Raw genomic sequence first — 26,817 nt, 5'->3', positions numbered from 1 at the left:
CCGGGGAAGACCACCGGCGAGGAGGACCGGCTGGAGGAACGCCTCGCCGAGCTGCGCGCCCGCAAGAGCACGCCGCATCCCGGGGCGACGGCAAGCGCAAGCGCCATGAGTCGTCAAGACCTTGAGCGTGCCGACAACAGGTCCGCGGGCCCCGTCCGACCTACGTCGAACGGGGCCCGGACGGGGGCTGCGCGGTGCCTGTGACGCCCATGGGGCCCACTACAAGCCCAGCGTGGTCGACGCGTGGGCCCGCGAGAACGGCTACGAGCTGCCGGACCGGGGTCAGTGGCTATGGGATGTATGGCCATCCTCTGCCGGCCCGGCAGGTGCCTTGGCCGGACGGTCCTGCTCGACGGGAGCCTGGTCCGGCTTGGCGGGGGTCCCGGTCGTGGAGCCGTGGTCGTGGCTGTGGCCATCGGAGTCGATGGTGTCGGCGAGGGCGGTCATGCCCAGCCAGGCGAGGGCCGAGATGACGACGACGACGGCCGCGAACGGGCTGACGAGGTGCCGCCAGCGGCCCTTGGAGTCCTTGGCGACGAACGCGACGAACGACATGAGCAGGCCGATGGGGGTCATCCAGGCGCTGCGCTCGGGGAACTGCTCGAAGTGCTGGATGCCGCCGCCGACCAGGCCGACACCGAAGGACAGCAGCAGGGAGAAGGCGACCAGCGAGATTGCCTGGCTCAGCGCCGGACGCTCGTCGGCCAGCACGAACTCGTTGACGATGGTGCCGAGGAGGAACACGAAGGCGCCGACGACGCAGATGATCGTGTACAGCGACGGATCGATCGGGTAGTGGACGACGGCGCCGGCGATGAGGGCGGCGCCCATGAAGTAGAGCATCTGGCCGCTGTAGCGAGCCGGGAGTGACTTCTTGTCGAAGGTGGGGCGGCGATGTTTCGAGGCGGGAGTCCGGTGGCGCTCGGGCTCGAGAACGGTGGTCATGCGGGTGGGGCCTTTCAGATCCTGGTGGGCGAGAGCAGGCAGAAGCGCGCCGACACCAGTGGTGCGGCGTCACGCTGGCGCAGCTCTCAGCAGCGCAGGATCGAAAGTCGGTGTAGGCACGGTGGGTCGCCGGTGAGGCTGGTCCAGCGGTGCGTGGGTGCTGCCCGTCGGCGGAGCACGAAGAGGACGCGGCTGGAGCCCCCGAGCCTGAGGGCGGACGCGAGCAGGGCGGCGACGATGCACAGCAGCGCCAGGCAGATCTCTCCGGCTCCGCCGTGGTCGCAGGGGGATTCGCCATCCGGGCTGTCCGGTGCTTTGGTGGCGTTCCCGGGGGTGACGTCAGAGTGAGCGGGCTGAGCCTTGCCCCCTGCGTCGATGAGCGGCACCGCGGCGGCGTGCCCGCTGTGATCTTGATGATGTGAGGTCAGGGCGTGCATCCCGAATACGGCAAGCACCACCGCGAAGACCGTTGCCAGCAGCAACGCTCCCGTGTGGTGGCCGCGACGGACCTTGCCTGAGATCACGCGTCACGACCATAGGCGGGCTTGGTGGCGAAATTGCCAACAGGAGGCGTCCCCACCCCCGCGATGAGAGGAAGATCACATAAGGTGTGGATGCGGCGGTAAGCTCCACGTCTCCTGCAGCGGCTCCGGCGCCACCCGGCTGATGCACCGGCTCGGCGTCAGCCCGCGGTGCCCACGCGGCGGGTGGCCGAGCGTGACGGGCAGGCCGTGACCGCCCTTCCACGCCGGCGACCGGGCGGATTCCCTGCAGCCCTTTCGGATCTGTGTCAGTGGCCGTGGTCATCGCCGATTCGGCGCGACGGCGGTCCACCACGGTCACACCGTGCTCCACGTGGACAACGACTTCGCCGCCGTGGCGGCAGTTCTCAAAGAAGTCGAGCAACGGGACGCACGGGCGTGACCTGACCCCTGTGTCCGGCAACCTTCCGGCCGCCCTACCGGGGCTGCGACGGCACTCGCCCGCCGGCGCGCCCCGTTGAACACCGTGGCTGTCGGGTGGTCGGCGCGGCGGCGACGTGTTGCCGGCACCACGCGGTCGCACGCCCCCAGGCGTGCTCGTCACTTCCGGCAGGTACGCGAGGGGTGCCGCCGTCCGCCTCGATCATCACCTCTTGCCTGCGTGCGGGCCATGGGACACCTGAACGTCCAACTTGCCCACGTGGTGCATTTCGTCACGAATTCGGCCATGTGAAGTGGCTGCGGTTGTTCCCTCCACAGTCCACCTCAGCCGTGACGAGGTGTCGCCGCCAGGAGCCCATGCTCCGGTTCTCGACCTGTCCGGCCTCGCGGACCTTGGCCCGCTCGGCAGCATCAACCCGTGGCGGCGGGCGTGTCGCGCGGATGGCCGGGCGAGTGCGCACCAGCATCGTGGGCGGGTCGAGGAGCGGGGCAACCCGTCTCCGGGACAAGGAGGAGGGCCCATGAGCCGCACGTCAACGCCACGGTCGGGTGAGCAGGCGGCATCCGGGCAGTCCACGCGGATGCTCGTCCTGGCAACAGCCGGATTCATGCTCTGCTTCTGGGCGTGGGCCCTCCTGGCACCGCTCGGCCCGACCCTGCGGGAGGACCTCGACCTGACCTCCTTTCAGCAGTCCCTCGCGGTGGCCGTACCGGTGATCGTCGGCTCGGTCGGCCGGATCCCTGTGGGCGCCCTCACCGACCGCGTCGGTGCGCGCCGGATGTTCCCCCTCGTCGCCGCCCTCACCGCTCTGCCCGTGCTGTACCTCGGCCACCTGGCCGACTCCCTGCCCGAGGTGCTCGTGGCCGGCTTCTTCCTCGGTCTGGGTGGCACGGCCTTCGCCGTCGGCGTGCCGTTCGTGAACGCTTGGTACCCGCCCGAGTGGCGCGGACTGGCGCTGGGAATCTTCGGTGTCGGCACGGGCGGAACCGCTCTCGCCTCCTTCACCACCGTGCAACTGGGTGACGCCGTCGGCTATGCGTTCCCCTTCGACCTGGTGGCCGGCCTCCTGGTCGTATACGCCATCGCGGCCCACGTGCTCCTGCGCGACAAGCCGGAACGCGCCGTCCCGGCAGGCTCCCTGCTCGCACGCACAGCGGCGACGCTGCGGATGCCCGCCACCTGGCAGCTGGCCCTTCTCTACGCGGTGGCCTTCGGTGGCTTCGTCGCCTTCAGCGTCTACCTGCCCACCTATCTCACCACCGCCTACGGCCTCGGACGGTCCGACGCCGCCCTGCGCACTGCAGGCTTCTCCGTCCTCGCCGTCGCCATGCGCCCGGTCGGCGGATGGCTCTCCGACCGGCTGCACCCGGTGCCCGTGCTCATCGCCGCGTACCTGGTCCTGACGGCACTCGCCCTCCTCGCCTCCTTCGAGCTGCCGCTGATCCCGCTCGGCACGCTCGCCTTCCTCGGCATGGCCGCCGCCCTGGGCGCGGGATCGGGCGCCCTGTTCGCACTCGTCGCCCGTGTCGTGCCCCCGGAACAGGTCGGCTCGGTCACCGGTGTCGTGGGCGCTGCCGGAGGACTGGGCGGCTTCTTCCCCCCTCTGGTCATGGGCGCCATCTACGGCGTCACAGACGACTACGCATGGGGATTCGTGCTGCTGGCGGCCACGGGGGGTATCACCGCGGCGTTCACCGCCACGACGGTGCGGCGCCGGGCCCGGCAAGCCTCCCGGTCGGCGTAGCCCGCAAATCCACGTCCGGCTTCGTGCGTCGGCTGCACTCCGACGCCGGCGTCACCTCCTTCCGGGTAGTCACCTCAGGGGCAGGCAGGCCGTCTCTCCGGGGGAGATCTCTCTCATCGACACGGTCACGGTCGGCGAATGGCCCCGCCGGCTCCGGCCGGCAGGACGTCACCCGCCGAACGGACCGCTGTCCGCCGTGTGGATCACCCGCCGGGCGGTGCCGGCGTCCGCGGGTGAGGCTGCACCTCGGAGGTGCGTCATGAAGCAGGTCAGGGCGGACGTGTGTGTGGTCGGTGCCGGGTTCGCGGGGCTGGCCGCGGCGAGGAAGCTGGCCGGGGCCGGGCGTGAGGTCGTGGTGCTGGAGGCGCGGGACCGGGTGGGCGGGCGGGTCTGGAACCGGGAAATGCCCGACGGCACCGTGGTCTCCGTGGGCGGCACCTGGCTGGGCAAGGGCCAGGACCGTATGTTCCGGCTCTGCCGGGACCTGGGCCTCACGGTGTACCCGCAGTACGAGGAGGGGGACAGCCTGCTGCGCCTGGACGGCGTCAACCATCGCTACAGGGGCGGCATCCCCCAGGCCGGACCGGCGGTGCTCGCCTCGCTGGGCCTGGCGTTCATGCGGTTGAAACTGATGGCACGCCGGCTTCCCCTGGACGCCCCCTGGCAGGCCCGGAACGCACACCGGCTGGACTCGCGCACGCTCGGACAGTGGCTTGCCGACCCCTGCAACGTGCCGTCGGGAACGGCGTACACCATCATCAGGTCGGCGATGAACCTGCTCTTCTGCGCGGACCCGGCGGAGGTCTCCCTGCTGGGTGCACTCGTCCTCGCCCGGGGCGGCGGCGGATTCGACTACTACACCGACTCCCGCAGGACCGAAACGCACCTCGTGGACGGCGGGTCACCCGAACTGGCCCGCAGGATGGCGCAGCGGCTCGGCGAGGCGGTGCACCTTTCCAGCCCGGTCCGGCACATCACCTGGAACGCCACCCATGTGGACGTCGGCACCGACGAGTTCACCGTGAGGGCGCGCCGGGTGATCGTGGCGACCCCGCCCGCCCTGGCCGGACGGATCCGCTTCGACCCGCTGCTGCCCACGGCGAACAGCCATCTGCTGCAACGCGTGGTGCCCGGGACGATCATCCGTGTCCACACGGTGTACCGGGAGCCGTTCTGGCGCGCCCGGAACCTGACGGGCCAGACGCTCGCACCCACCTCCGCCGTACCGGTCACCATCGACCAGACGCCGCGGAACGGGAATCCGGGGGTGCTGAGCAGCTACGCCTTCGGCCCCGTGGCCGTACGGCTGAACAGCCTGCACCCCAAGGAGCGGCAGGACATCTGGCTGCGGGCCCTCGCCGAGCGCTTCGGCCGCGAGGCCCTGTACCCCGCCGGATACCTGGAGACCGACTGGTCGGACGAGCCCTGGTCCCTCGGCGGAATGATCGGCCACTTCCCGCCCGGCACCCTGACGACCTACGGCTCCGCCCTGCGCGAGCCGGTCGGCCGCATCCACTGGGCGAATACGGAAACCGCGACACGCATGCACGGCCTGATGGAAGGCGCGGTGCGCTCGGGGGAGCGGGCCGCCGCAGAGGTCCTGGCCGCGATCTGACGACGGCCGTGCCCTCGGCCACCGGACCGCCTCCGCGGCCGTCCTCTACGGTGGTCGGTTCCTTCCGGGTCCAGGCCGACTGCGCAGGGCTCGGTCCGCAGTCGGCCTCCACTCGCGCGCGCGGGCGATGACGCCGCGCCCACCGGGCATTCCCACGGCGAGCGCCAGCAGCGCGCTGCCGAGAGGCGCCGGCACCATCGGTTCCGGTGCTCATGGCCGTCCCGGGTACGGTATGCGACGTGTTCCGGTGTGCCCACCCGTACCCGGATGGCCGTGGCGTCCTCCCCGGTCGTGGGGCGGGCCGGGGCTACGCTCCCGAGCGTGACTGATGCGTCCGCGAACGACGGCCCGCGCTTCGGCGACCTCGGTGCCCTCTACGTCAACTGCACGCTCAAACGCTCGCCCGAGGTGAGCAACACCCAAGGTCTGATCGACCGGAGCCGAGCGGTGATGGACTCCTGTGGGGTGCGGACCGAGGTGGTGCGGGCGGTCGATCACGACATCGCGCCCGGGGTGTGGCCCGACATGACCGAGCACGGGTGGAAGTCGGACGCCTGGCCCGCGCTGTACGAGAAGGTGATGGCCGCCGACATCCTGGTGCTGGCCGGGCCGATCTGGCTTGGGGACAACAGCTCCGTGACGAAGAAGGTGATCGAGCGGCTGTACGCGTGCTCGTCGATCCTCAACGACCGTGGGCAGTACGCCTATTACGGGCGGGTCGGCGGATGTCTGATCACCGGCAACGAGGACGGCGTCAAGCACTGCGCGATGAACGTGCTCTACAGCATGCAGCATCTCGGGTACACCATCCCGCCGCAGGCCGACGCCGGATGGATCGGGGAGGCCGGGCCGGGACCGTCCTATCTGGACCCGGGGTCCGGCGGGCCGGAGAACGACTTCACCAACCGCAACACGGCCTTCATGACCTGGAACCTGATGCACGTCGCGGCGCTGCTGAAGCGCAACGGCGGAATCCCCGCCCACGGCAACCAGCGCTCCGAGTGGGACGCCGGGTGCCGCTTCGACTTCCCCAACCCCGAGCACCGCTAGGTGCATTGCCCTGTGAGGGCCGGGGAAGCTGCCGGGCCCCGGCACCGCCCGATCGACTGCCCAGGCCGATAAAAGTAAGGCGCACGTCGTACCGGAGGAACCCGCCCCGGCCCCGTTCGCCCGCCGCCGCATCCTCGCCGATCCGACGCCGCTGCGTACCTCACGCGACTACCGGCGGCTCTGGGTCGGCAGCACCATCTCCTGGATCGGCCAGGGGATGACCATGGGTGACCGGCACAGGTACCGGCACGGGCACGGACGGGATGCCCGACGGGATATCCGCAAGGTCCGGTGGGTGTTCCGGTCCCGCCCACGGCCCGGGAGCGGGGCAGGAGACTTCAGGATTCCGCGTACGGCACCATCCCCCGGGCGATCCCCAGGTCCACGAGGTCCCGGGGCCGCAGCCGGAGCTGTTCGGCGGTGGCCGGGGCCTCTTCCGGCGGGCGTTTGAGGATCGCCGCGGCGAGCTCTGGCGCGATCACCGAGAAGTAGCCGTCCGGGGTGACCCAGGTGCTGCCGGGGGAGGCCAGGGCAAGGGCGCCGCCCGAACCGCCCTCGCCGATCAGCAGGGTGGTCACCGGCACGGGGGAGTCGGCGACGGCCGCGAACGTGTCGGCGATCGCCGCGCCCGCACCCGAACGCTCGGCCTCGGCGTCGTTCGAGGCGCCCGGCGTGTCGACGAGGGTGAGCACGGGGATGCCGAGCCGTCCGGCCAGCCGGATCAGTCGCGCGGCGGTGCGGTACCCGGCGGGCAGCGTCGCGGTGCCGCACTGCGCGGCGTAGGCGATGCTCCTGCCGTTCCGCAGACCGAACCCGCACAGCAGGCCGGGGTCGGTGCCGCCGCAGCGGTCGCCGGAGACGGGCAGCCGGGTCTCGAAGTACGCGTCCAGATACGCCCCGGCCCGCGGACGCCCGGCCGCCCGCGCCCGCCGCACGGCGTCCCAGCCGCTGCCGGGCACCGGCGGTGCCGGTTCGGGACGGGCGTCCAGGCCCTGCGCGGCCACTCCGCTGACGTCCTGCCCGCTGGTCCGGGCGTCCCCGTCGGATCCCCAAGTGGCGTCGCCGTCGCCGTCCCCGCCCCCGTCGCCGGGGACGGCGGTCGGCCGGAGTGCCGCCGGAGGGGGCGCCGGGTCGGTGGACCCGGAGGTGAGCAGCAGGAGCCATGCCGCCAGCATGTCGCGGAGGTCCTCCGGGGCGACGATCGCGTCGATGTGACCGGTCGCCAGCTGGCCCTCGGCCGAGTAGGCGGCCGGGTCGGCGTCCGCCGGCCGTACCCGTGAACCCGCGAAGCCGACCTGGGCGCCGGGAAGCGCCAGGACCACGTCGGCTCCGGCCCCGAGGGTCGCCCATCCGCCGCCGGTCGTCGGATCGCGCAGCACCGCGATCTGCGGCAGCCCGGCCGCCCGCAGCAGTGCGGACGCGCGGGCCACCCGCTGGAGCTGGACCAGGGCCCGCATGCCCTCCTGCATCCGGCTGCCGCCGGTGGCGACGAGGGAGACGAGCGGGAGGCGGCGCTCACGGGCGTACCGGTAGGCGTTCTCCAGCCGGTCCCCGGTCCGTTCGCCGAGCGAGCCGCCGAGGAAGCCGAACTCGAAGACGACCAGCACGGCGCGGCGGCCGCCGATGAGGGCCTCGCCGCAGACCACCGACTCGGACTCGCCGGTCCTGGTCCGGGCGCGGGCGTGCGCCCCGTCGTACCCGGTCCAGCCGATCGGCCCGTCCGGTGCGCAGTCCCGTGCCGGGGGCGGGAGTTCGGTGAAGCCGTCGGCGAGGCCGGCTATGGTCTCGCGCGCCGTGGGGCGGGACGGGCGGCGGTCAGGCATGGAGCGCCCGCTTCATGACCTTGCCCATGTCGTTGCGGGGGAGCCGCTCCAGGAAGCGGACCACACGGGGCCGTTTGTACGCGGCGAGCCGCGCCACGACGTGCTGCACGAGCTCGTCCCCGGACGGCGGGTCCGCCGGATCGGCGGGCACGATCCACGCGACGACCCGCTCCCCGAGATCCGCGTCGGGCTCGCCCGTGACGGCGGCCTCGCGCACTCCCGGGTGTTCGACCAGGGCGTTCTCCACCTCGCCCGCGCCGATCTTGTAGCCGCCGCACTTGATGAGGTCGGTGGCCCTGCGGCCCACGATGCGGACGTAGCCGTCCGGGTCGCGGACCGCCATGTCGCCGGTGCGGAACCAGTCCCCGTCGAAGGCCGCGGCCGTCGCCTCCGGCCGGTTCAGGTATTCCGAGAAGAGGTTGGGGCCGCGCACCTGGATCTCGCCGACCGTCTCCCCGTCGTACGCGGTGATCTCCGTACCGCCCTCGTCGACCAGGCGGAGGTCCACCCCCGGGAGAGGCGGCCCGACCGTGCCGGGGCGGGCCTCGCCGTCGGCGCGGATCGCGGTGTTCATCAGCGTCTCGGTCATGCCGTACCGCTCGATGACCCGGCGGCCGGTCGCCGCGGCGATCCGTTCGTGGTCGTGCACGGGGAGTGCCGCCGAGCCCGACACCAGCAGCCGCGCCCCGGCGAGCGCCTTCACCAGTTCCGGGGTGCCGCCGAGCGCCTCGGCGATCCGGTGGTACATCGTCGGTACGCCGAACAGCATCGTGCCGCCCGCGGCCAGCTCCCTCGCCACGCCCTCCGTCGAGAACGTGCCGAGGTGGCGCACCGCACCGCCGCGCCGCAGCGGCCCCAGCACGCCGAGGATCAGCCCGTGCACATGGAACAGCGGCAGGGCGTGGACGAGCACGTCGTCCGCGGTCCACTGCCAGGCGTCGGCCAGCGCGTCCAGACTGGCCGCGACGGCGCGGCGCGTCAGCACCGCGCCCTTGGGCGGGCCGGTGGTGCCGGAGGTGTAGACGACGAACGCGGGTGCCGCGGCAGGGGGTTCGTCGGGCAGCGGTCCGGTGGACGGCGTTGCGGCGGGGTCGCCGGTGAGGACGTCGGCGCGGGGCGTCCCGTGCAGAGCCGACGGCAGCTCCGTGCCCGGCGCGGTCAGCACCAGGGAGGGTGCGCTGTCGGCGAGGATATGGCCCAGTTCCCGTTCACCGGTCCGCGGGTTCAACGGCACCACCGGCACCCCGGCGAGCAGCGCCGCCACCACCGCCACGGCCGTCTCCAGGGTGGGCGTCGCCCACACCGCGACCCGGCCGGCGCCCGCCAGGCGCGGCGTCAGCGCGCCCGCGGCGTCGGCCAGTTGCGCGTAGGTCAGCGCACGGTCGCCGAACCGTACGGCCTCCTCGCCGGACCGGCCGCGCAGAGCCGGAAAGAGATCGGACACCTCTCGCACCCCTCAGTGTCGACGGCACTGTCCCGAACCCTACGCGGAGTGGGCGAACGGCACGTTCCGTGCACGTGTCAGGGCGGCCGGCCCGGGAGTGACATCCGCCACGCCGTATCGGAGGGCGGGCGTGGTGCGGTCGTCGTGTGCGGCCGCACCTGCCCGGGCGCGGGCACCACCGGGGCGACGGCCGTGTCACCGGCGCCGGCTCAGAACGGCAGGGGCAGCGCGACCTTCACCGCGTACACCGCGACGAGGCCGAAACCGATGCGGAAGGTCCAGGCCCGGGTCCGCGGGGAGATCCGCGCTCCCGCGAACGAACCGGCCACCGCCAGCGTCTGCTGCCAGAGCAGCGACGCCACGAAGACCCCGGCCGCGAACACCGTGCCCGCCGCGCCGCCGCGCAGCTCGGAGCCCTGGGCGGTGGTCAGCGCCGCGAAGTACAGCGCGGTCGTCGGGTTGACCAGCGTCAGGCCCGCGAACCGCAGGAACACGCGGTGGGCCGGCGGGGACTGCGCCGTGCCGTCTCTGCCCGAGGACGCGCCGGGGGAGAGTCCGCGGGAGGACCACAGGCCGTGCGCCGCGATCGCGCCGAGGACCACCGCGGAGACGAGCCGCACCTTGGCTTCCACGTCCGACAGGGCGGAGGCGACCAGCGGGCCCAGCACGGTGGCCGCCGCCGCGTACACGAGGTCGACGAGCGCCACCGCGGTCGCCGCGGCGACCGCGCCCCGGCGGCCGCGCATGCCCTCCTGGATCAGCAGCACCCCGACCGCGCCCATCGGCATCGCCACGCCCAGTCCGGCGGCCGCGCCGGCGAGCGCGGTCGGCACCAGGTCCCCCATGGCGGCCAGGTCGCCTGCGGCGGTCAGGTCGCTCATGGCCGTCGGGTCGCTCATGGCTGTCGGGTCGCTCATGGCTGTCGGTTCAGCCATGGCGATCAGGTCACCCATGGCGATCGGTTCACTCATGGCGATCGGTTCACTCATGGCGTCACTGTCGGACCCCGGCCGTCACCGTCGCGGCCGAATATCGGCGGAGGCTGCGACAATCTCGGTATGGACCGGCTCGACAGAGAAATCCTCGGCGTCCTCCAGGAGGATGCGCGGATCTCCTACCGCCATCTGGGCGTCCGGGTCGGGCTCAGCGCCAATGCCACCGCGGACCGGGTGCGCCGGATGCGGCGCGAGGGCGTCATCCGCGGGTTCACCACGCTGATCGACCCGGCGGCCGGTGGTGATCGTCCGGGACTGGTCGTCTTCATCGACGTGACGCTGCGGCTGGACACCACGAACGAGGAGTTCGAGGCCGCTGTCCTGAAACTGCCCGGCATCACCGAAGTGGTCCATGTGACCGGGGCGCACGACTACATCGTCCGCGCCCGCGCGGCCGATCCCGGAGCCCTGGACACCCTGCTGCGCCGTCTCAAGCGCGAGGCCGGCGTGGCGCAGTCCAGTACCCGCATCGCCCTGCGCGCCGCCCGCGGCTGACGCGGCGGTCGGGCAGCCGGCATGGCGTCAGTCGGGCATCTGGTCAGAGGGGGGCCTGCCAGGTCACCGTCGTGCCGCGGCCGCCGTCGTCGCGCCGGCCGTCGTCCGTCACGGCGAGCCGCACACCGGAACGGCCGTCGGGGAGGCGGACGCCCGCCGCGATCGCCACCTCGACGGACGAGACGTCGGGCCTGCGGTGGGCGGCGGCGAGCGCGCCGCGCAGGGAGGCGAGCAGCCGACGGGCCACCGGTTCGCCGACCAGTGCGTCGACCGCGCCGGAGAACTGCACGGAGGGGGCGAAGCCGAACAGGACGCCCGCGCCGCTGGTCTCGCGCAGCACTCGGCCGCGGAACGACGTGGGGGCGTCCGCGGGCGGCTGCTGCAACGCGAAGATCGCCGTCCGTACCTCCTGGATGGTGGAGTCCAGTTCCTCCACGGCCCGGGCGAGCAGCGCGTCCGCCTCGGTCGCCGCCGCCCGCCTGCGGGTGGACTCCAGCATCATCTCGGTCGCGAACAGCCGCTGCACGACCAGGTCGTGCAGATCGCGCGCGATGCGGTCGCGGTCCTCGTACACCGCCAGTTGCTCGCGGTTGTGCTGGGCGTCCGCGAGGACCAGGGCGAGCGCGGCCTGCGACGCGAACTGTGCGGCGAGCAGCCGCTCCACCGCGGTGTACGAGCGGGCGCCCCGGTGCCGGGGGAGGGCCAGGGTGCCGATCAGCCGGCCGCCGCTCTGCAGCGGCAGCAGCATGCTGGGGCCGAAGCGGTGCCGGATGTGGGTGGTCATCCGCGGATCGGTTGCGGCGTCCTCGACGAACACCGGTTCTCCGCCCAGGAGTTGCTTCAGCACCGGCGCGCCGCGCTCGATCGTGGTGCCGACCAGGTCGCCCGGGTCGTCGGGGGTGGAGGCCGCCACGATCTCCATGCCGCCGTCGGACGTCGGCTGGAGCACCACGCCGGCCGCCGCGTCGGCGAGTATCCGGGCCTGTTCGGCGACGATGGTCATGGCGTCGCCCCCGCCGCTGCCGGAGAGCAGTGCGGTCGTCACGGTGGCCGCGCCCTTGATCCAGCGCTCGCGCATCCGCGCGGTCTCGTACAGCCGGGCGTTGCCGATCGCGATGCCCGCCTGGGTCGCCAGCACGCCGAGCATGGCGCGGTCCTCCGCGGTGAAGTGGCCGCCGCGCTTCTCCGCGAGGTAGAGGGTGCCGAACTCCTCGCTGTTCAGCATGATCGGGAGGCGCAGCGAGGGCCGTTCCGGACGGTCCGACGGCATGTCTCCCAGCCGGACACGTGCCTCCTTGCCCACCCCCGAGGTGTACAGCTCGACGAGCTGGCCCCCGTCCGGGGCGCCGCGCTCGGGGTCGACGACGAGGAGTGCGCCGTATCCGGCGCCGGTCAGTTCGGTCGCCGTGTCCACGATGTGCTGGAGCGTGGCGCGCAGTTCGAGTTCGGAGCCGACGCCGATGACGGCGTCCAGGAGCATCGGCAGCCGCGGGGTGACCTGGGTGTCGTCCACGTCGCTGCCTCACATGGTCGTCAGCCGGCTTCGGTGATCGGATCCGGCACCATCGAGCGGACCCTGCCCTCCATCATTGCGCCGAGGCCGAGGACCGCGCACACGTCGGGCCGTTCGGCGATGTGCACCGGCATGCCCGTGGCGTCGCGCAGCATCTGGTCCAGGCCGGGGAGCAGGGCGCTGCCGCCGACCATCATGATCCCGCGGTCCACGAGGTCGGCGACCAGGTCGGGCGGGCAGTCGCGCAGGACCCGGCCGATCCCGTCGAGTACGGCGGTGAGCGGGGTGTGGATGGCGTCGCGGACCGCGGCGGTGTCCACGATGACGCTGCGGGCCAGGCCGGTCGCCACGTCCCGGCCGTGGATCTCGGTGGCGGCGGGACCGGACGGGGTCAGCCCGTTACCGTGCAGCGCCAGTTGCAGGGGTCGCACGGACTGGGTGGGCAGCATCAGTTCGTGCCGGTGGCGCAGGTGCTGGATGACCGCGTGGTCGACGGCGTTGCCGCCGACCGGGATGCGTTCGGCGGTCACGATCGAGCCGAGGGAGAGGACCGCGATCTGGGTGGTCGCCGCACCGCACACCATGATCATGGTGGCGGTGGGCTGTTCCACGGGGAGTCCGCAGCCGACTGCGGCGGCGATCAGCGTGTCGACCAGCTCCACTCGGCGTGCGCCGAGGCCGACCAGCGTCTCCACGGTGGCCCGCTGGGCGAGCGGGTCGCTGTCGTGCGGGTTGCACGCGGCGGCCCGGAGTCTGGGCCGGCGTCGCAGCTGGCGGCGCAGCTTCTCGCCGAGCAGATGGCGGAGCATCCGCTGCGCCATGTCGATGTCGATGACCGTACCGCCCGACACCGGCCGCATCACCCGGATGTAGTCGGGCGTACGGCCGGTCATCTTCTCGGCGAAGGTCCCGACGGCGATCAGCGAGCCGCTGCGGGTGTTCACGGCGGCACAGCTCGGCTCGTCCACCACGAGTCCGGCACCTTTGACGTACACCCGGGTCCTGGCGGCCCCGAGGTCGACGGCGACATGGCAACGGTGCAACTGCTCAAGACTCGTGGACACGGCAGTTCCTCCCGAGAGCGCGGACGGCGAAGTGTTCCAATTGTGTGACTTACGTACTTACTCCCGCATCCTGTGCGGGCCCTGGCCCGACCGCGAATCCGGGTGCGCCGGTCGGGGGTGCGGGGCGCTCTGTGTGGGTGGGGTGCCCCGGTGGCCGCGGTGGCCGCGGTGGCGGAGGGGGCGAAGGGGTACGGGGTGCGCGGTTGGTGCCGGGGTAGGCGGAGGGGGCCGGGGTACGCGCAAGGGGTGCCGTGCCCGGCATCCGGGGCCCGTGCCCGGCGTCGGGATCTGCCGCGGGCCGCGCACGAGCGGCGCCGCGCCGCGGCGGCGTCCTGCCGGTGGCCCGGCGCCCGACGGCCGGCGTTCGCGGTTGATGCCGCCGACGGTCCGGGCCCGGCGGCGCCGGTGACGTGTCGCCCGCGGCACCGCCGGGCCGCACCCGCGACCCCCGGAAGGTGTCACCCCGTCAGAGTGCGCTGGAGCAGCCCCCAGGTGAACTCCGCGATGCACGGGCTGCCGTCCGGGAGGTCGAACGCGAGGCGCCACCGGGTGGGTGCCGTGCCTTCCATGGGGTGGGCCGGGGCGAAGGCCCGGGCGACCTCGTCCACGGTGCACGACCAGGGGCGCAGGTCGTCGCCGGTGTGCAGGTCGGGTCCCGCCGCGCCCGGGGCCCTGACCAGCCACTCGTTCCACACTGCGCCGCCGGGGCCGGTCAGCACCTCGAAACGCAGATCGGGCCAGAGCGGCACGGGCCAGAGCAGGGCCTCGCACTCCATGTCGCCGATACGGCGTGGTGTGCGGGACTCCGGAAGGCCGAGCACCGAGAGGTAACGCTTCAGTGCGCCGCGGCCCCGGGGCGCGCGGACCATCGCCTGCCAGCGGCGATTGGCCTCGCGCATCTCGCCGAGTGATACGCCCAGTCGGTGTCGCGAGTCCTCGACGAGGCCGGGCTGGAAGTCGGCCATACGGCGCAGCAGGACGAGCTGGAAGTCGAGTGGGCCGAAGGGTTCGGTCATGGGTACATCCTGCGATGGCCCGCCCGGCCGTGAGGCGCGGAGTCGGGAGGTGCGTAGGTCACGGCACGTACGGCGGGCTGCGGGGCCACATTGCGGAATGGAGGATTCCACACAGGATCCTCACAGGCCGGGCTCCTCTTGTTGCCCGGATGGCGCATAGCCTCCGTTGGCCATGGATTACTGCCCCCTCTGCCGGAGGCACCTCAATGGCGCACTGGTGTGCGCCGGATGCGGCACCCCCGCCGAGGACCTGCGGCAGCACCACGTGACCGAGCCCGAGACCCGGGCCCACTCCAGTCCGCGGGACGAGGAACCCCCGTGGGACGAGGAACCCCCGTGGGACGAGGAACCCCGGCGGGACGAGGAACCCCCGCGCACCGAACCCCGGCGTGCCCGGCGGGCCGCCCCGGAGACGGGCCGGTCGGCCCGCATCCGGAGTTCGCGCCGGGCGCCCAAACGGCGAGGCGGCCGCGCGGCCGTCGTCGTGTCCGTGGGCGCGGTGCTGGCCGCGGGCACGCTCGGCCTGGTCGAACTGGGCTCGGACGCCCCGTCCGACGATGTCGCCGCGACCGCGGTGCGGGAGGACATGTCGCCGGAGGAGTCGGAGACGCCCACCGTCTGGGAGGGCGCCGACGACGATCCCGGTGAGCTGCCCGGGGCCGAGCCGTCGGCGTCCGGGTCGGTGAGCAGCAGCCCCTCGCAGAGCGCGAGCTCGAGTGCTTCCGCCTCGCCGAGCGCGTCGGCGTCGGCAACCAAGCCACGGACGCCGCTCTCCGGTCCGGCCTCGCGGCCCGGCGACGGCGGCGCGACCACCTCCGAGCCGAAGCCCCGGCCACCGGCGAACTCGCCCGCCCCGGTCCCCAGCAAGCCGGTTCCGACTCCGACGAAGACCTGCACCCCCTTCCTGTGGTGGTGCACCTGAGCGCCCCGGCCCCGACGCGGCGGGCGGCTGCCCACCGGCCGTTCGTCCCCCGGCCGTTCGCGTCGGGCGGGCCCCGCATCCCCTCGTAGGCTGCGCTCCCGCCCGACGGCGACGGGATTACGGCCGGTCGTGCGCCCCACGGCGACGGGATTACGGGCCGGTCGTGTCGCCTTCCCGGCTGCCCCGACGTTGTGCTCCGAGGCCGCCGCTCGCGCGCCCTCGGTGGTGACCGACTCCCGGCTGCGTTCCGTCGCGCCGGCGGGATCCCGGCTGCCGGCCGCGTCTCGTCGGGGGCCGGCCCCGGTGGGCGGGTGCACCGACAGTCCTGTCGACTCCTCCGCTGCCTGCCGCGCGCCCGGGCTCCCGGCTTTTGGCCGCTCGCCCCGCGTCAGCCCCCTGCCCCCGCGTCGCCGGCACCCAGCATGCGCCGCAGCAGATCGCGCAGCACCGTGCGCTCGTCCACCGTGAGTTCGGCGAGGGGTTCGCGGGCGAAGCGCAGGGCCTCGCCGAGCTGTGCGTGCGTGCGGCGGCCGTCGTCGGTCAGGGCGGCGATCTTGACGCGGCGGTCGGCCGGGTCGGGGCGGCGTTCGACCAGGCCGCGGGAGGCGAGCCGGTCGACGATGCCGGTGATGTTGGAGGGCTCGCACTTGAGCTTCTGCGCGATCTGCCGCATCGGGGTCGGCTCCAGGGAGAGCAGCCCGAGGACGCGGGCCTGGGCGCCGGTGAGGGCGTGCTCTGCGGCGGCGCGTTCGTACTCGTCGTGGTAGCGGGACACGACGCTGCCGATGAGGTCGATGACTTCGAGGGTCAGCGGGTCGATACGAGGGGGCATGCGTTCAGGGTACCCAGTTGCTTGACAATCTTAAATATCGAGCTGCATGGTTGTTTCACACCCTGAAACATCTAGGAAGGGCCGTACCCATGCCCGCACTCCCCACCGTCAGCCGTGAGTGGCACCTCGTCGCCCGCCCGCAGGGCTGGCCGAAGCCGGAGGACTTCGCCCTGCGTGAGGCGCCGGTCGGCGAGCCCGCGCCCGGCCGGATCCTGGTCCGCAACCTCCACATGTCGGTCGACCCCTATATGCGGGGCCGGATGAACGACGTGAAGTCGTACGTCCCGCCGTTCCAGCTGGACCGGCCGATGGACGGCGGCGCCGTGGGCGAGGTCATCGCCTCCGCGGACGAGCGCTTCGCCGTGGGTGACCACGTGCTGCACCCTCTCGGCTGGCGCGAGTACGCCGATGTCGACGCGGCGCACGCGACCAAGGTCGACGCCTCACTGGCGCCGCTCTCCGCCTACCTGGGCGTGCTCGGCATGCCGGGTCTGACCGCCTACGCGGGCCTGCTGGAGGTCGCCTCCTTCAAGGAGGGCGACGCGGTCTTCGTCTCCGGCGCGGCGGGCGCGGTCGGCAGCCTGGTCGGTCAGATCGCGAAGCTCAAGGGTGCCTCCCGGGTCATCGGCTCGGCCGGTTCCGACGAGAAGGTCAAGCTGCTGGTCGAGGAGTACGGCTTCGACGCGGCCTTCAACTACAAGAACGGTCCCGTCGCCGAGCAGCTCGCCGCCGCAGCCCCGGACGGCATCGACGTCTACTTCGACAACGTCGGCGGCGACCACCTCGAAGCGGCGATCTCCGCGCTGAAGGTGCACGGACGCGCCACCCTCTGCGGCGCCATCGCCCAGTACAACGTCACCGAGCCGGCTCCCGGCCCGCGCAATCTCGTGCAGGTCATCGGCAAGCGGCTCACCCTGCGGGGCATGCTGGTCAACGACCACAAGGAGCTCCAGCAGCAGTTCGTCCAGGAGGTCGCCGGCTGGATCCGCTCCGGTGAGCTCACGTACGCGGAGACGGTCGTCGAGGGCATCGAGAACGGCGTCGAGGCCTTCCTCGGAATGCTGCGGGGCGAGAACACCGGAAAGATGATCGTCTCCCTCGGGGGCTGACTTCCTCGAGGTCCGACTCCCTCAAAGTCTGCCGCCCGCTGCGGCCACGGGCGCGGGCCGCGGCACCGGCAGGAGGAACGCGCGGCCATCGGCTGACCGCGCCTCGCGGTGAAGGCCCGCGCCCCAGGGCGAAGGTCCGCGCCCCACGGCGAAGGGCCGCACCCGGGTGCGGCCCTCCTTCCTGATCGGCCGACGATCTCCAACGGACCGGCAACCCGGGCCGGCTGGAGATGGGAGATCATGCCCGCCCGGCCGTCACCTTCCGGCCGTCGTCAGCAGGGCCCGGCCGAGCTGTGCGAAGGACCCCTTGGGGTGGGCGCGGAACAGCGGCTCCGTGCCGAAGAGCACGACCCGCCCGCCGCGGGCGGAGGTCCCGCTCACCACCGACGCCTTCCCCGCCGCGTCCCGCGGGCCGTCCGGGCCGTCGACCGTACCGTCCACCGCGCGCCAGTGCCCGGACACCAGAGGGCCGGTCCCGTACCGTTGGTCGGCCCGCACGCCGGCACCCAGACCGGTGAACCACAACGGCGAGTAGACGAAGGCATGGTCCGGCGCGCCGGACGTGACCGGACCTCCGGTGTTCACCACCCGGACCACGCCGTTGGCGTCCGGGTGGCCCGCCACCGCGCGTACGCCGAGCAGTCCCGCCGCGGAGTCGAGGGCCGCTCCGGCGGCGCCGACCCCGACGACACCGCCGCCGCCCGCCAGGAACGCGTCGAGCCTGCCGCGCGCGGCCGGAGCCAGCTCCGCGTAGGACAGGCCTGAGGAGACGAACAGGACGTCGGTGCCCGACCAGTCGAATCCGGCGTTCAGCATCCCCGTCGAGACCGGGAGCACGTCGAAGCCCATCTCCCGCAGGGCGAACAGTTCGCCCGGCGTGACCGCGGCCGCCACCCTGACCCGGGTCAGGGCCGTCGTGCCGGGCCGCCGCGCGGCGTCGAACACCACCCCGTACCGGTCGGCGAGTTGCCGCGCCCGTGCGCGCGCCGATCCGGGGACGACGGCCGAGCCGTCGTCGGTGCGCCGCACCCGGACGCCCTGGGCGAGCAGCGAGTTGAGCGCGGCAAGTTCCTGCGGGTCGTCGAGGCGAAGCGCCAGGTCGCCGTGGGATGGGACGCGGCCGGTGGGTGCGGCCGCGGTGACCGGCCGGCCCGGCACCCGCAGCGGTCCCTTGCGGACTCGGTCGACGGTGGCGCCCCACAGCAGCCCGTGACTCCATCCCGAGATGTCGTACATCGTGGCCACGTCCCGGGTGATGTCCCGCCCGGCGGCCAGCATCACATTGGCCATGCCGCGCTTGGGCTGGTGCATGTCCACCACGTACGAGCCGGCCGGGTACCGCCGGCCTCCGGCCCGGAACGGCTCCTCGGCCCGGACGACCCGTACGTCATTGGCCACCAGGTGGTCCACCAGCCGTGCCGCGGCGACCGCCGACCGCTGCCCGCGTCCGGCCGGGACGACGTACGCCCGGGGGAACTCCGTGGTGTACACGTCCTCAGGACCGATGCCCGGGACGCCCGGCACGGTCCGTTCCGAGACCGGCACCTGGGGCTCGCCCGCGGCGCCCCGGCGGAACGTCTCGATCTGGTCGGCGATGACGGAACGGCGGTGGTCCAGGGTGTGGTCGAGCGTCGCCCGCATCACGGCGCCGGCGACGGCGGTGTTGATCGCGGACCTGCGCCGCAGTTCCTCGGCCGGCAGGGTGTCGTAGGCGCGGTTGTTCACCTGCATCGGGAACTCGACGGTGTGCGCGGCGACCGCGCCCTGGAAGGGCATGTACTGCGGGGCGAAGACCGGCGGCCAGTCGTCCCAGCCCTCCTTCTCGTCGCGGAACGGGATGACGGCGGGCCGCACACCGTCCTTCTTCTCGGTGTAGCCGAGGCCGTTGACAGCCTTCTCCATGCCGAGGGCGTTGGCGTAGGCGTTCTTGAGGAAGAGGTCGTACTCGTAGTTCTCGCCGTGCGGCGGAGTCGTCGGCTCGATCAGGGTGCCGTTCACATAGCCGTGCAGGTCGAGCATGGTCACCGGTTGCCGCTCGACGGCGATGCGGCGGATCGCGCGGGCCTCCGGCTGGGTGGCGGTGACGAGGTCGCGGTTCAGGTCGAAGCCGTTGGCGTTGCCACGGGTGCCGGCGATCCGCCCGTCCGGGTTGGCGGTGACGTTGATGTGGATACGGGTCTTCGCCAGGAGTTCCGCCGTCCGGGGGTCCTTCGCCGTGGCGAGGCGCCCGATGAGCTCCAGCGCGGCGTCGGTGCCCTCCCACTCGTTGCCGTGGATGTTGTTGTTGATGAACACCGGTGCCTTGTAGTCCGACTTCAGCCGCCGGTCCTTCGCCGCCGCGGCGGGCGCGTTCTCGATCAGTTCGCGCCACCGTTCCTGCCGGCGTGCCTCCCGCGCGGACTCGGGAGCGGTGACCGTCACCAGATACAGCTCGCGCCCGCCCGCCGAGCGGCCCGCCACCTCGACGCTGACCCGGTCGCCGAGCCGCTGGAACGCGTTCAGCCGGGGCGCGATGGCGTGGTACGGGACGAGGCCCGGCTTCACCGACTTGTCCGACGGGTCGACCGGCGGGGGCACCAGGACCGTACGGCGGGGATAGCCGCCGCCCCGTACCGGTGCCGGGCCGGCCGCGGTGAGCGCGGCACGGGCCGCGGCTGCGGGAGCCCGCACCACGGCAGCGTCGTGCCCGCCGCCCTCACGGACCGGGTGCGGCCGGCCGTGGCCGGGGGTGGCGGTCGCGGGCGGTGGGGCCAGGAGCAGCGCTCCGGCCAGTGCCGCCGTGGCGGTCAGGACGGTTCTGGGCATACGCATGCGTGGATGCCTCCGCTGTCGGATCGGGAGTGATCGCTACGGAGGGGTCTATCGGCTCGCCGCGTACACAACAAGAGTGCCTCGCGAGGCTCCGGGAGGTGAACACCCGTGCCAGTAACCTGGACCCATGCGCGATCTCGGGGTGGGTTTCAGGTATCTGGCCAAGGGCCAGCGCTGGGTCTTCCGGAACGGCAAGTGGCTCGGCATCGGACTGCTGCCCGGCCTGATCACCCTCGTCCTCTACGCCGGCGCGCTCATCGGCCTGGGGTACGGCGCGGACGACCTGGTCGCCTGGGCGACCCCGTTCGCCGACGACTGGACCTCTCCCTGGATCGGTCTCTTCCGCGGATTCCTCACCGCCCTGGTCTTCGGCCTCGGCCTCTTCCTCGCGGTGATCTCCTTCACCGCGGTCACGCTCCTCGTCGGACAGCCGTTCTACGAGGAGCTGTCGGAACAGGTCGACAGGTCAGAGTCGCCCGACGGCTCCGCCCCGGAATCCGGACTGCCGCTCTGGCGCGAACTGTGGATCTCCGCCCGCGACAGCCTGCGCATCCTGGTGCGTGTCGCCTTCTACGGCATCCTGCTGTTCGGCCTCGGCTTCATCCCGGTCGTCGGCCAGACCGTGGTCCCCGCCATCGGGTTCTGCGTCTCCGGCTTCTTCCTCGCCCATGAGCTGACGTCCGTCCCGCTGCAGCGCCGCAAGACCGAACTCGCCGACCGGCTCGCCCTGCTGCGCGGCCGCCGGCTGATGACGCTGGGCTTCGGCGTCCCGCTCGCCCTCGCCTTCCTCGTCCCGTTCGTGGCGGTGTTCCTCATGCCGGGAGCCGTGGCGGGCGCGACCCTGATGGTCCGCGACCTCACGGGCGCGTCGGACGAGGGCGGCGACGACGGCCACCGCTCCCGGCCGGCGACGCTCAGCTTCGACAAGTCCTGATCAGCGAGCGGTACCCGGGCCGGCTGGCGAGCCCGGGTCGGCCGCGGCGTCCGCTGCGACCACGAGGGACACCCTGACCTGGGCGATGATGTCCAGCCGGTTCCGGACGAACTCGGGGTCGGTCACGGTACCCGTCGCCGGATCGGTGTTGCCCGCGCCGAACCGGAGCACCGGGGTGTGCAGATGGCCGCCGGGGATTCGCAGACCCAGCCGGTCGCGCAGCAGCGTGGCGCGGTAGGCGATCTCGTTCGACAGATAGCTGCCGCCGCCGCCCGCGCGCGCGGTGGACCCGGCCGTGGGCCCGTCCGTCCGCAGGACCGGCTCGGTGGCCCCGGCCGGTATCTCCGTCACCGACGTGTTGTCCCGTACGGGGAACCGGCCGGTCGGCGCGGCGACGATCGCCGCGTACGGAAGGCTCGTGGTCGTCCACTGCGGCTGGGACGCGGCATCGGCCACGGGCACCGTCTCCAGCCGGCCGACGCCGTCGTTGTCCGGGAAGCCGCCGCGCCACGCCCCGTTGAAACGTTCCACGTCGAACCGGCCGATCCGCCCCTGGCTGATCGTGGTGAAGAGGTCGACCTCCCGAAGACGGGGACGCAGCGTGCGCTCCACGGTGCCGTCCGCGAAGTCCTTCCAGCGCACCGGGAAGACGGCCGCCTCGATCCTGGCCGGGCCGCGGGCGGTCCGGACCCAGGTACCGTCCAGTGCCAGGGCGGTGGCGCCCGACGGGTTGCTGATGCGTATGTCGCTGTCCAGGGTGAACGGATCGAAGCCGGTGATGAGGATGCGCCGGACGCCGGAGCCGGACGGGTAGCGGATGCTCTCCTGGCCGCGTGAGGTCCGCTCCAGCCGGTCCAGCAGCCGGGCCCGTTGCACGGCGGTGAGCGGGAAGCCGGGCGCCCAGGTGCGCAGTGCACGGGTCATCCCCAGCCGTGCCCAGTACAACGGCCGGTCGTCGTCCCGGCTCAGGTCCCCGGCGGCCGGGCCGCGCCCCTGCGCCCGGTCCACGGCCCGCTGCCAGAGCCGTCCGCCGTGCCGTTCGACGGCCCGCTCGGCCGCGCGGTACGAACCGGCGCGTCCCAGGGCGCTCACGAACCCCGCGGTGGGGACGTCGAACCCGCTGCGGCGCAGGATCTCCTGCGGAACGGCCCGGTCGAGCCGCTGTTCCTCGACGGTGGGTGCCTCCGCGGCCGGTGACGGCTGCGCCGTGCCCGGCGGGGCGGCCGCACCGATGGTCAGCGCGGCGGAGGCGAGCAGGACGAGGCCGAGGGTGCCCAGCCGGGCGCGTATCGGGCGCACGGGTCTCCTTCCGTAGGGTGCCCGAAGTATGCCTACGGAAGCGGGAGTTGTTGTCGTACTCGGCGTGACGTCGGCTGTGTTCCGACGCTTTGTGGCCTGCGGGCGTCGCTCAGGGCACTGCCTTCGGCGCTTCGCCGTGCAGGAGCATCAGGAAGCTCCGGAACGCCGCGGCCATGTCCACCGCGTCCGGTTCCAGCAGCCACTGGTACTGCAGCCCGTCCATCACCGCCACCAGCAGCGGCGCCGCGGCCTCCGGCGTCAGCCCGCCCGGCAGCCGGTCGCCGAACTCGCCGCGCAGCACCGCCGCCATGTCCTCGCGAACGTGTGCGTAACGCCGGGTGAAGAACGGGCGCGCCGGATGCCCGTCGGTCACGCTCTCCCCGAGCAGCGCGGAGAACGTCTGCACGATGCCCGGCCGCATCACGTTGTACTCGACGAGTGATTCGAGCAGGTCGAGCCGCCAGTCCCGGGTGGAGTGCCCGCCGCAGCCGGTGTCCCAGCGGTCGCGTTCCTCCAGCACGGCGACGAGGAGCGCGTCCTTCGTCGGGAAGTGGTGCAGCAGGCCCTGCTGGGTGAGCCCGACCCGCTCGGCGACCGCGCTCAGGGACGCGCCGCGGTAGCCGCGCTCGGCGATCACCTCAAGGGCCGCTCGGACGATCTCGGCGCGCCGCTCCTCGCTCTTCGCTCTGACCATCGTGCGCCGCCCCTTCCTGCGTGACGCTGCCATAGTAGAGGTAACGGAAAGGTAACAATGCCTGTGGTCCGCCAGGGGGACGGCCCGCCAGGTGCTCCAGGTGCTCCAGGTGCTCCAGGCGCTCCAGGGGTGGCGCGGTGGCCGCTGTCCGTCTCCGCACCGCGTTCGCCGTCGACTCCGGCTCCCCGGTCGGGTATGCCCTGGAGGGGTGACCCCGGCGACCGGAATCCGGCCCGCGGCCACCCCGCTCGAAGTGACACGGCATCACCATCCGTCACCCGTACGGAAGATGCGTCAATTCCGGTCCTCGCGGGCCGTCACCCGCACGACCGACACCGCCTATGCCGGGGGTTTCTTCGACGTGACCATGCGGTAGGCGATGTCGGCCAGCCGGCGCTGGCCCTCCCGGCTCGGGTGGAAGAAGTCCCAGGGGCTCAGATGCTCCGTCGCGAACGGGAACGCGTGCACCGCGCCGCCGTCGTGGCGGCAGCGCCGGTCCCGTTCGCAGACCTCGCGCAGGGCGGTGTTGTACGCGGCTACCCGGTCGCGTACCGCGGCTCGGCGCGCCACCGCTTCCGCGCCCATGTCGTCCGGGTCGCCCAGCATCGACGGGCAGACGCCGAGCTTCCACACCTCCCGGGCGCTCGGGTCCCCACGGCTCGTGGACCACAGGCGTTCCAGGTCCGGGACGCTCGACACGTACACCTGGGCCCCGGGCGCGTCCCGGCGCAGCCGGGCGAGCGACGCCTCGAAGGACGCCCGGAAGTCCGCGGCCGGCGTCATCTCGGCCACCGTGGCGCGGCAGGCGTCATTGGCCCCCGCCATCACGGTGACCAGCGCGGGACGCCTCGCGGCGGCCGCGGTCATCTGCTCCGGGACCTCGGCCATCAGGGCGCCCGTCCGCGCGTGGTTCCAGGAGCGTTCCGCCGCGCCCGCCCTGCCGAGCAGCCGGGTGGCCAGGCTGGCGACCGCCGTGTCGCTGCCGGTCGCCCAGGACACCTCGGGGCAGTCGGCGAGCACCGAGCAGGCGTCGAAGCCGCGCGTGATGGAGTCGCCCACGGCGGCCACCGAGGCGGGGCTCGGGTCCCAGCCGGTGGTCGGGGAGGGGCGCGGTGAGGGCGGACGCCGGGCCGCCGGGGTGTTCCCCGGAGGTGCCTCACACGCCGTCAGCACACCGGCCGTAACGGCCGTCACGGCCGTCAGCCCCACGACGGCGACACGCAGACGGCCCCGTCGGCCGGCCCCTCGCACACGGTCCCCTTCCGTCATCCGGCCCCCGCGTCCCGGCGGGTGAAAGCTCGGTGTCCATCGCGTCCCGGGCGACGGTACGTCACACCTCTGTCCCCGTCGCGCGATAGCTTTGGCCCGTCCAACCAGCGGTACCCCCGCCATGTCGGCTCGTTAAATTAGACCACGTCACATACTGTCCCATTTCGGGAGATACAACCCTCGATGCGAGGCCGCTGGGGAAGGCGAACCTCGACCACACTGGAGGTCCCGGTGACGACACGTGGAGTCCTGTACGTTCACTCCGCCCCCCGTGCGCTGTGCCCGCACGTCGAATGGGCAGCGGCGGGCGTCCTGGGGGTGCGGGTCCAGCTCGACTGGATCCGGCAGCCGGCGTCGCCCGGGACCTGGAGATCCGAGTTCTCCTGGCAGGGCCGGCCGGGCATCGCCTCCAAGCTCGCCTCCGCACTGCGCGGATGGCAGCAGCTGCGCTACGAGGTCACCGCCGATCCCTGCCCCACGGCCGAGGGCGAGCGCTACAGCTCCACCCCCGAACTGGGCATCTTCCACGCGGTCACCGGCATCCACGGCGACATCCTGGTCCCCGAGGACCGGCTGCGGGCGGCCGTCGCCCGCTCCGCCCGCGGCGAGACGGAGCTGGAGGCGGAGATCGCCAAGCTCCTCGGCAAGCCCTGGGACGACGAACTCGAACCCTTCCGCTACGCCGGCGAGGGCGCACCCGTCCGGTGGCTCCACCAGGTCGTCTGACGCCGCGTCGCCCGGAGGCCGCGGCTGCGCTACGGGCGCGTTCTCCGGTGACCCGCCGCGATGCGAGCCATCGCGTGGCGAGGGCCCCACGCGACGCGAGCCGTCGCACGACCAGAGCCATCGGGGACGGCGGCCGAGAGCACGGTGACGCTGGTCGAGAGCACGGTGACGGGCCCCGGGCACGAGAGGAGCCCGGGCAGGAAACAGGCCCGGGCAGGAGACAGGCCCGGGCAGGAGACAGGCCCGGCAGGAGAAGAGGCCCGGGCACGAGAAGAGGCCCCTGCCAACGGCGGGGGCCTCTTGTCATGCCTGTACGGGTGTCACACCGTGCGGAACGCCAGGACCACGTTGTGGCCGCCGAAGCCGAACGAGTTGTTGATCGCCGCGATCGTGCCCTGCGGCAGTGCGCGCGCCTCGCCGCGGACGATGTCCGCGCCGTCGGCCGCGATCTCCTCGTCGAGTTCGTCGACGTTGATGGTCGGGGGAGCCGTCCGGTGGTACAGCGCGAGCACCGTGGCGACGGTCTCGATACCGCCGGCGCCGCCCAGCAGGTGACCCGTCATCGACTTGGTCGCGGACACCGCGACGTGGTCGAACTCCTCGCCCAGCACCCGGCGCAGCGCCTTGATCTCGGCGGTGTCGCCCTGCGGGGTCGAGGTGGCGTGTGCGTTGAGGTGGACGACCTCGGACGGCTTGAGGTCGGAGAAGTCGAGCAGGTTCTGCAGCGCGGCGGAGATGCCGCGGCCGGTCGGCTCGGGCTGCGCGATGTGGTGGCTGTCCGCGGACAGGCCCTGGCCCAGCACCTCGCAGTACACCTTGGCGCCGCGGCGGGCGGCGTGCTCGGCCGACTCCAGGACGACGACACCGGCACCCTCGCCGAGGACGAAGCCGTCACGTGCCTTGTCGTAGGGGCGCGAGGCCTTCTCCGGCTCGTCGTTGTTCTTGGACATCGCCATCATGTTGGCGAACGCCGCGACGGGCAGCGGGTGGATGGCCGCCTCGGTACCGCCGGCGACGACCACGTCGGCGCGGCCCGTACGGATCATCTCGACCGCGTAGCCGATGGCCTCGGCGCCGGACGCGCACGCGGACACCGGAGTGTGCACGCCCGCCTGGGCGTTGACCTCCAGGCCCACGTTGGCCGAGGGGCTGTTGGGCATGAGCATCGGCACCGTGTGCGGGGAGACCCGGCGAGCACCCTTGTCCCGCAGGACGTCGTACTGGTCGAGCAGGGTCGTGACACCGCCGATGCCGGAGGCGATGACCGCACCCAGCCGCTCGGGGGCGACGGAGGTGTCATCACCGGCCTTGGCGGTGAAACCGGCGTCCGCCCAGGCCTCCCGGGCGGCGATCAGCGCGAACTGCGCCGAGCGGTCCAGCTTGCGGGCGAGCGGCCGGGGAAGCACCTCACCGGGATCGACGGCCACGGGCGCGGCGATCCGGACCGGGAGGTCGACGAAGCGCTCGTCCTCCAGCTGCTTGACGCCGGAGCGTCCCGCGATCAGACCCTCCCAGGTCGATGTGGTGTCGCCACCCAGCGGTGTGGTTGCGCCGATACCGGTGACGACCACGGTGCGATTGGTCGAGCTCACA

At 72.8% G+C, this 26,817-nt stretch carries 22 protein-coding genes and 2 pseudogenes; 10 read left to right on the top strand and 14 right to left on the bottom strand.

Going from position 1 to position 26,817, the window contains the following annotated elements:
* Window positions 1-282 precede the first annotated feature (282 nt).
* Together ACZ4Z5_RS25730 and ACZ4Z5_RS25725 are read right to left on the bottom strand one after the other, a co-directional pair.
* Complete coding sequence (locus ACZ4Z5_RS25730) at window positions 283-945, bottom strand: hypothetical protein (RefSeq protein WP_468266662.1); 663 nt, start codon at window positions 943-945, stop codon at window positions 283-285.
* An 86-nt stretch (window positions 946-1,031) separates the two neighbouring features.
* The gene (locus ACZ4Z5_RS25725; RefSeq protein ID WP_468266660.1) at window positions 1,032-1,469 is read right to left on the bottom strand and encodes a DUF6153 family protein; all 438 of its coding nucleotides are present in this window, start codon (window positions 1,467-1,469) and stop codon (window positions 1,032-1,034) included.
* A 94-nt stretch (window positions 1,470-1,563) separates the two neighbouring features.
* Between ACZ4Z5_RS25725 and ACZ4Z5_RS25720 the strand changes: the two are divergent.
* The 5 genes and pseudogenes from ACZ4Z5_RS25720 to ACZ4Z5_RS25700 form a co-directional block, all read left to right on the top strand.
* Window positions 1,564-1,683 (top strand): annotated as a pseudogene (locus ACZ4Z5_RS25720) (helix-turn-helix domain-containing protein); the annotation flags it as partial.
* An 81-nt stretch (window positions 1,684-1,764) separates the two neighbouring features.
* Window positions 1,765-1,869: pseudogene (locus ACZ4Z5_RS25715) on the top strand (VapC toxin family PIN domain ribonuclease); the annotation flags it as partial.
* Between the two features lie 520 nt (window positions 1,870-2,389).
* Window positions 2,390-3,613, top strand: coding sequence for an MFS transporter (locus tag ACZ4Z5_RS25710; protein WP_468266658.1), 1,224 nt, complete (start codon window positions 2,390-2,392; stop codon window positions 3,611-3,613).
* 259 nt (window positions 3,614-3,872) lie between these two features.
* A complete protein-coding gene (locus ACZ4Z5_RS25705; RefSeq protein WP_468266657.1) occupies window positions 3,873-5,228 on the top strand; it encodes a flavin monoamine oxidase family protein in 1,356 nt (451 codons plus the stop codon).
* A gap of 321 nt (window positions 5,229-5,549) precedes the next feature.
* On the top strand, window positions 5,550-6,278 hold the full coding sequence (locus tag ACZ4Z5_RS25700; RefSeq protein ID WP_468266655.1) for a flavodoxin family protein: 729 nt from the start codon (window positions 5,550-5,552) through the stop codon (window positions 6,276-6,278).
* A gap of 338 nt (window positions 6,279-6,616) precedes the next feature.
* Here ACZ4Z5_RS25700 and ACZ4Z5_RS25695 read toward each other — a convergent pair whose 3' ends face one another.
* From ACZ4Z5_RS25695 to ACZ4Z5_RS25685, 3 genes are all read right to left on the bottom strand, one after another.
* The gene (locus tag ACZ4Z5_RS25695) at window positions 6,617-8,101 is read right to left on the bottom strand and encodes a carboxyl transferase domain-containing protein (protein WP_468266653.1); all 1,485 of its coding nucleotides are present in this window, start codon (window positions 8,099-8,101) and stop codon (window positions 6,617-6,619) included.
* Window positions 8,094-9,545, bottom strand: a complete 1,452-nt coding sequence (locus ACZ4Z5_RS25690; protein WP_468266651.1) for an acyl-CoA synthetase — start codon at window positions 9,543-9,545, stop codon at window positions 8,094-8,096. Before ACZ4Z5_RS25690 ends, ACZ4Z5_RS25695 begins: the two co-directional genes overlap by 8 nt.
* 209 nt (window positions 9,546-9,754) lie before the next feature.
* On the bottom strand, window positions 9,755-10,534 hold the full coding sequence (locus ACZ4Z5_RS25685; RefSeq protein ID WP_468266649.1) for a LysE family transporter: 780 nt from the start codon (window positions 10,532-10,534) through the stop codon (window positions 9,755-9,757).
* 69 nt (window positions 10,535-10,603) lie between these two features.
* Between ACZ4Z5_RS25685 and ACZ4Z5_RS25680 the strand changes: the two genes are divergently transcribed.
* Window positions 10,604-11,035: an Lrp/AsnC family transcriptional regulator gene (locus ACZ4Z5_RS25680; protein WP_468266647.1), complete on the top strand. Its 432-nt coding sequence runs from the start codon at window positions 10,604-10,606 to the stop codon at window positions 11,033-11,035.
* Between the two features lie 43 nt (window positions 11,036-11,078).
* Here ACZ4Z5_RS25680 and ACZ4Z5_RS25675 read toward each other — a convergent pair whose 3' ends face one another.
* The 3 genes from ACZ4Z5_RS25675 to ACZ4Z5_RS25665 form a co-directional block, all read right to left on the bottom strand.
* Window positions 11,079-12,515 carry a GAF domain-containing protein gene (locus tag ACZ4Z5_RS25675; protein WP_468266801.1) on the bottom strand — a complete coding sequence of 479 codons (1,437 nt, stop codon included), beginning with the start codon at window positions 12,513-12,515 and terminating at the stop codon, window positions 11,079-11,081.
* Between the two features lie 53 nt (window positions 12,516-12,568).
* On the bottom strand, window positions 12,569-13,612 hold the full coding sequence (locus tag ACZ4Z5_RS25670; RefSeq protein ID WP_468266645.1) for a rod shape-determining protein: 1,044 nt from the start codon (window positions 13,610-13,612) through the stop codon (window positions 12,569-12,571).
* Window positions 13,613-14,070: 458 nt separating this feature from the next.
* A complete protein-coding gene (locus ACZ4Z5_RS25665) occupies window positions 14,071-14,628 on the bottom strand; it encodes a hypothetical protein (protein ID WP_468266644.1) in 558 nt (185 codons plus the stop codon).
* Between the two features lie 172 nt (window positions 14,629-14,800).
* Here ACZ4Z5_RS25665 and ACZ4Z5_RS25660 point away from each other — a divergent pair, with 172 nt between their 5' ends.
* The gene (locus tag ACZ4Z5_RS25660) at window positions 14,801-15,550 is read left to right on the top strand and encodes an SCO2400 family protein (protein WP_468266642.1); all 750 of its coding nucleotides are present in this window, start codon (window positions 14,801-14,803) and stop codon (window positions 15,548-15,550) included.
* 388 nt (window positions 15,551-15,938) lie between these two features.
* Here the strand turns inward: ACZ4Z5_RS25660 and ACZ4Z5_RS25655 are convergent, their stop codons facing one another.
* On the bottom strand, window positions 15,939-16,382 hold the full coding sequence (locus tag ACZ4Z5_RS25655) for a MarR family winged helix-turn-helix transcriptional regulator (RefSeq protein ID WP_468266640.1): 444 nt from the start codon (window positions 16,380-16,382) through the stop codon (window positions 15,939-15,941).
* 89 nt (window positions 16,383-16,471) lie between these two features.
* Here ACZ4Z5_RS25655 and ACZ4Z5_RS25650 point away from each other — a divergent pair, with 89 nt between their 5' ends.
* Window positions 16,472-17,491 (top strand): NADP-dependent oxidoreductase, encoded by a 1,020-nt coding sequence (locus ACZ4Z5_RS25650; protein WP_468266638.1) that lies wholly within the window; start codon window positions 16,472-16,474, stop codon window positions 17,489-17,491.
* 255 nt (window positions 17,492-17,746) lie between these two features.
* On the opposite strand, the gene ACZ4Z5_RS25645 is transcribed toward ACZ4Z5_RS25650, so the two are convergent.
* Entirely contained in the window at window positions 17,747-20,302 is a 2,556-nt protein-coding gene (locus ACZ4Z5_RS25645; protein ID WP_468266636.1) for a M14 family zinc carboxypeptidase, read from the bottom strand.
* Between the two features lie 127 nt (window positions 20,303-20,429).
* On the opposite strand from ACZ4Z5_RS25645, the gene ACZ4Z5_RS25640 reads away from it, so the two are divergent.
* Window positions 20,430-21,236, top strand: coding sequence for an EI24 domain-containing protein (locus tag ACZ4Z5_RS25640; RefSeq protein ID WP_468266634.1), 807 nt, complete (start codon window positions 20,430-20,432; stop codon window positions 21,234-21,236).
* Here ACZ4Z5_RS25640 and ACZ4Z5_RS25635 read toward each other — a convergent pair whose 3' ends face one another.
* From ACZ4Z5_RS25635 to ACZ4Z5_RS25625, 3 genes are all read right to left on the bottom strand, one after another.
* Complete coding sequence (locus tag ACZ4Z5_RS25635) at window positions 21,237-22,535, bottom strand: pyroglutamyl-peptidase I (protein ID WP_468266632.1); 1,299 nt, start codon at window positions 22,533-22,535, stop codon at window positions 21,237-21,239.
* Between the two features lie 109 nt (window positions 22,536-22,644).
* Window positions 22,645-23,229 (bottom strand): TetR/AcrR family transcriptional regulator, encoded by a 585-nt coding sequence (locus ACZ4Z5_RS25630; RefSeq protein ID WP_468266630.1) that lies wholly within the window; start codon window positions 23,227-23,229, stop codon window positions 22,645-22,647.
* A gap of 339 nt (window positions 23,230-23,568) precedes the next feature.
* Entirely contained in the window at window positions 23,569-24,498 is a 930-nt protein-coding gene (locus ACZ4Z5_RS25625; protein ID WP_468266628.1) for an SGNH/GDSL hydrolase family protein, read from the bottom strand.
* Between the two features lie 231 nt (window positions 24,499-24,729).
* Between ACZ4Z5_RS25625 and ACZ4Z5_RS25620 the strand changes: the two genes are divergently transcribed.
* Window positions 24,730-25,224, top strand: coding sequence for a DUF3145 domain-containing protein (locus tag ACZ4Z5_RS25620; protein WP_468266626.1), 495 nt, complete (start codon window positions 24,730-24,732; stop codon window positions 25,222-25,224).
* A 320-nt stretch (window positions 25,225-25,544) separates the two neighbouring features.
* Here ACZ4Z5_RS25620 and ACZ4Z5_RS25615 read toward each other — a convergent pair whose 3' ends face one another.
* Window positions 25,545-26,816, bottom strand: coding sequence for a beta-ketoacyl-[acyl-carrier-protein] synthase family protein (locus ACZ4Z5_RS25615; protein WP_468266624.1), 1,272 nt, complete (start codon window positions 26,814-26,816; stop codon window positions 25,545-25,547).
* Between the last annotated feature and the right edge of the window lies 1 nt (window position 26,817).

It is taken from the genome of Streptomyces sp. NPDC030222 (assembly GCF_055573115.1).
Note: the sequence above shows the minus strand (reverse complement) of the source record. Positions and strands in the feature narration are given on the sequence as shown.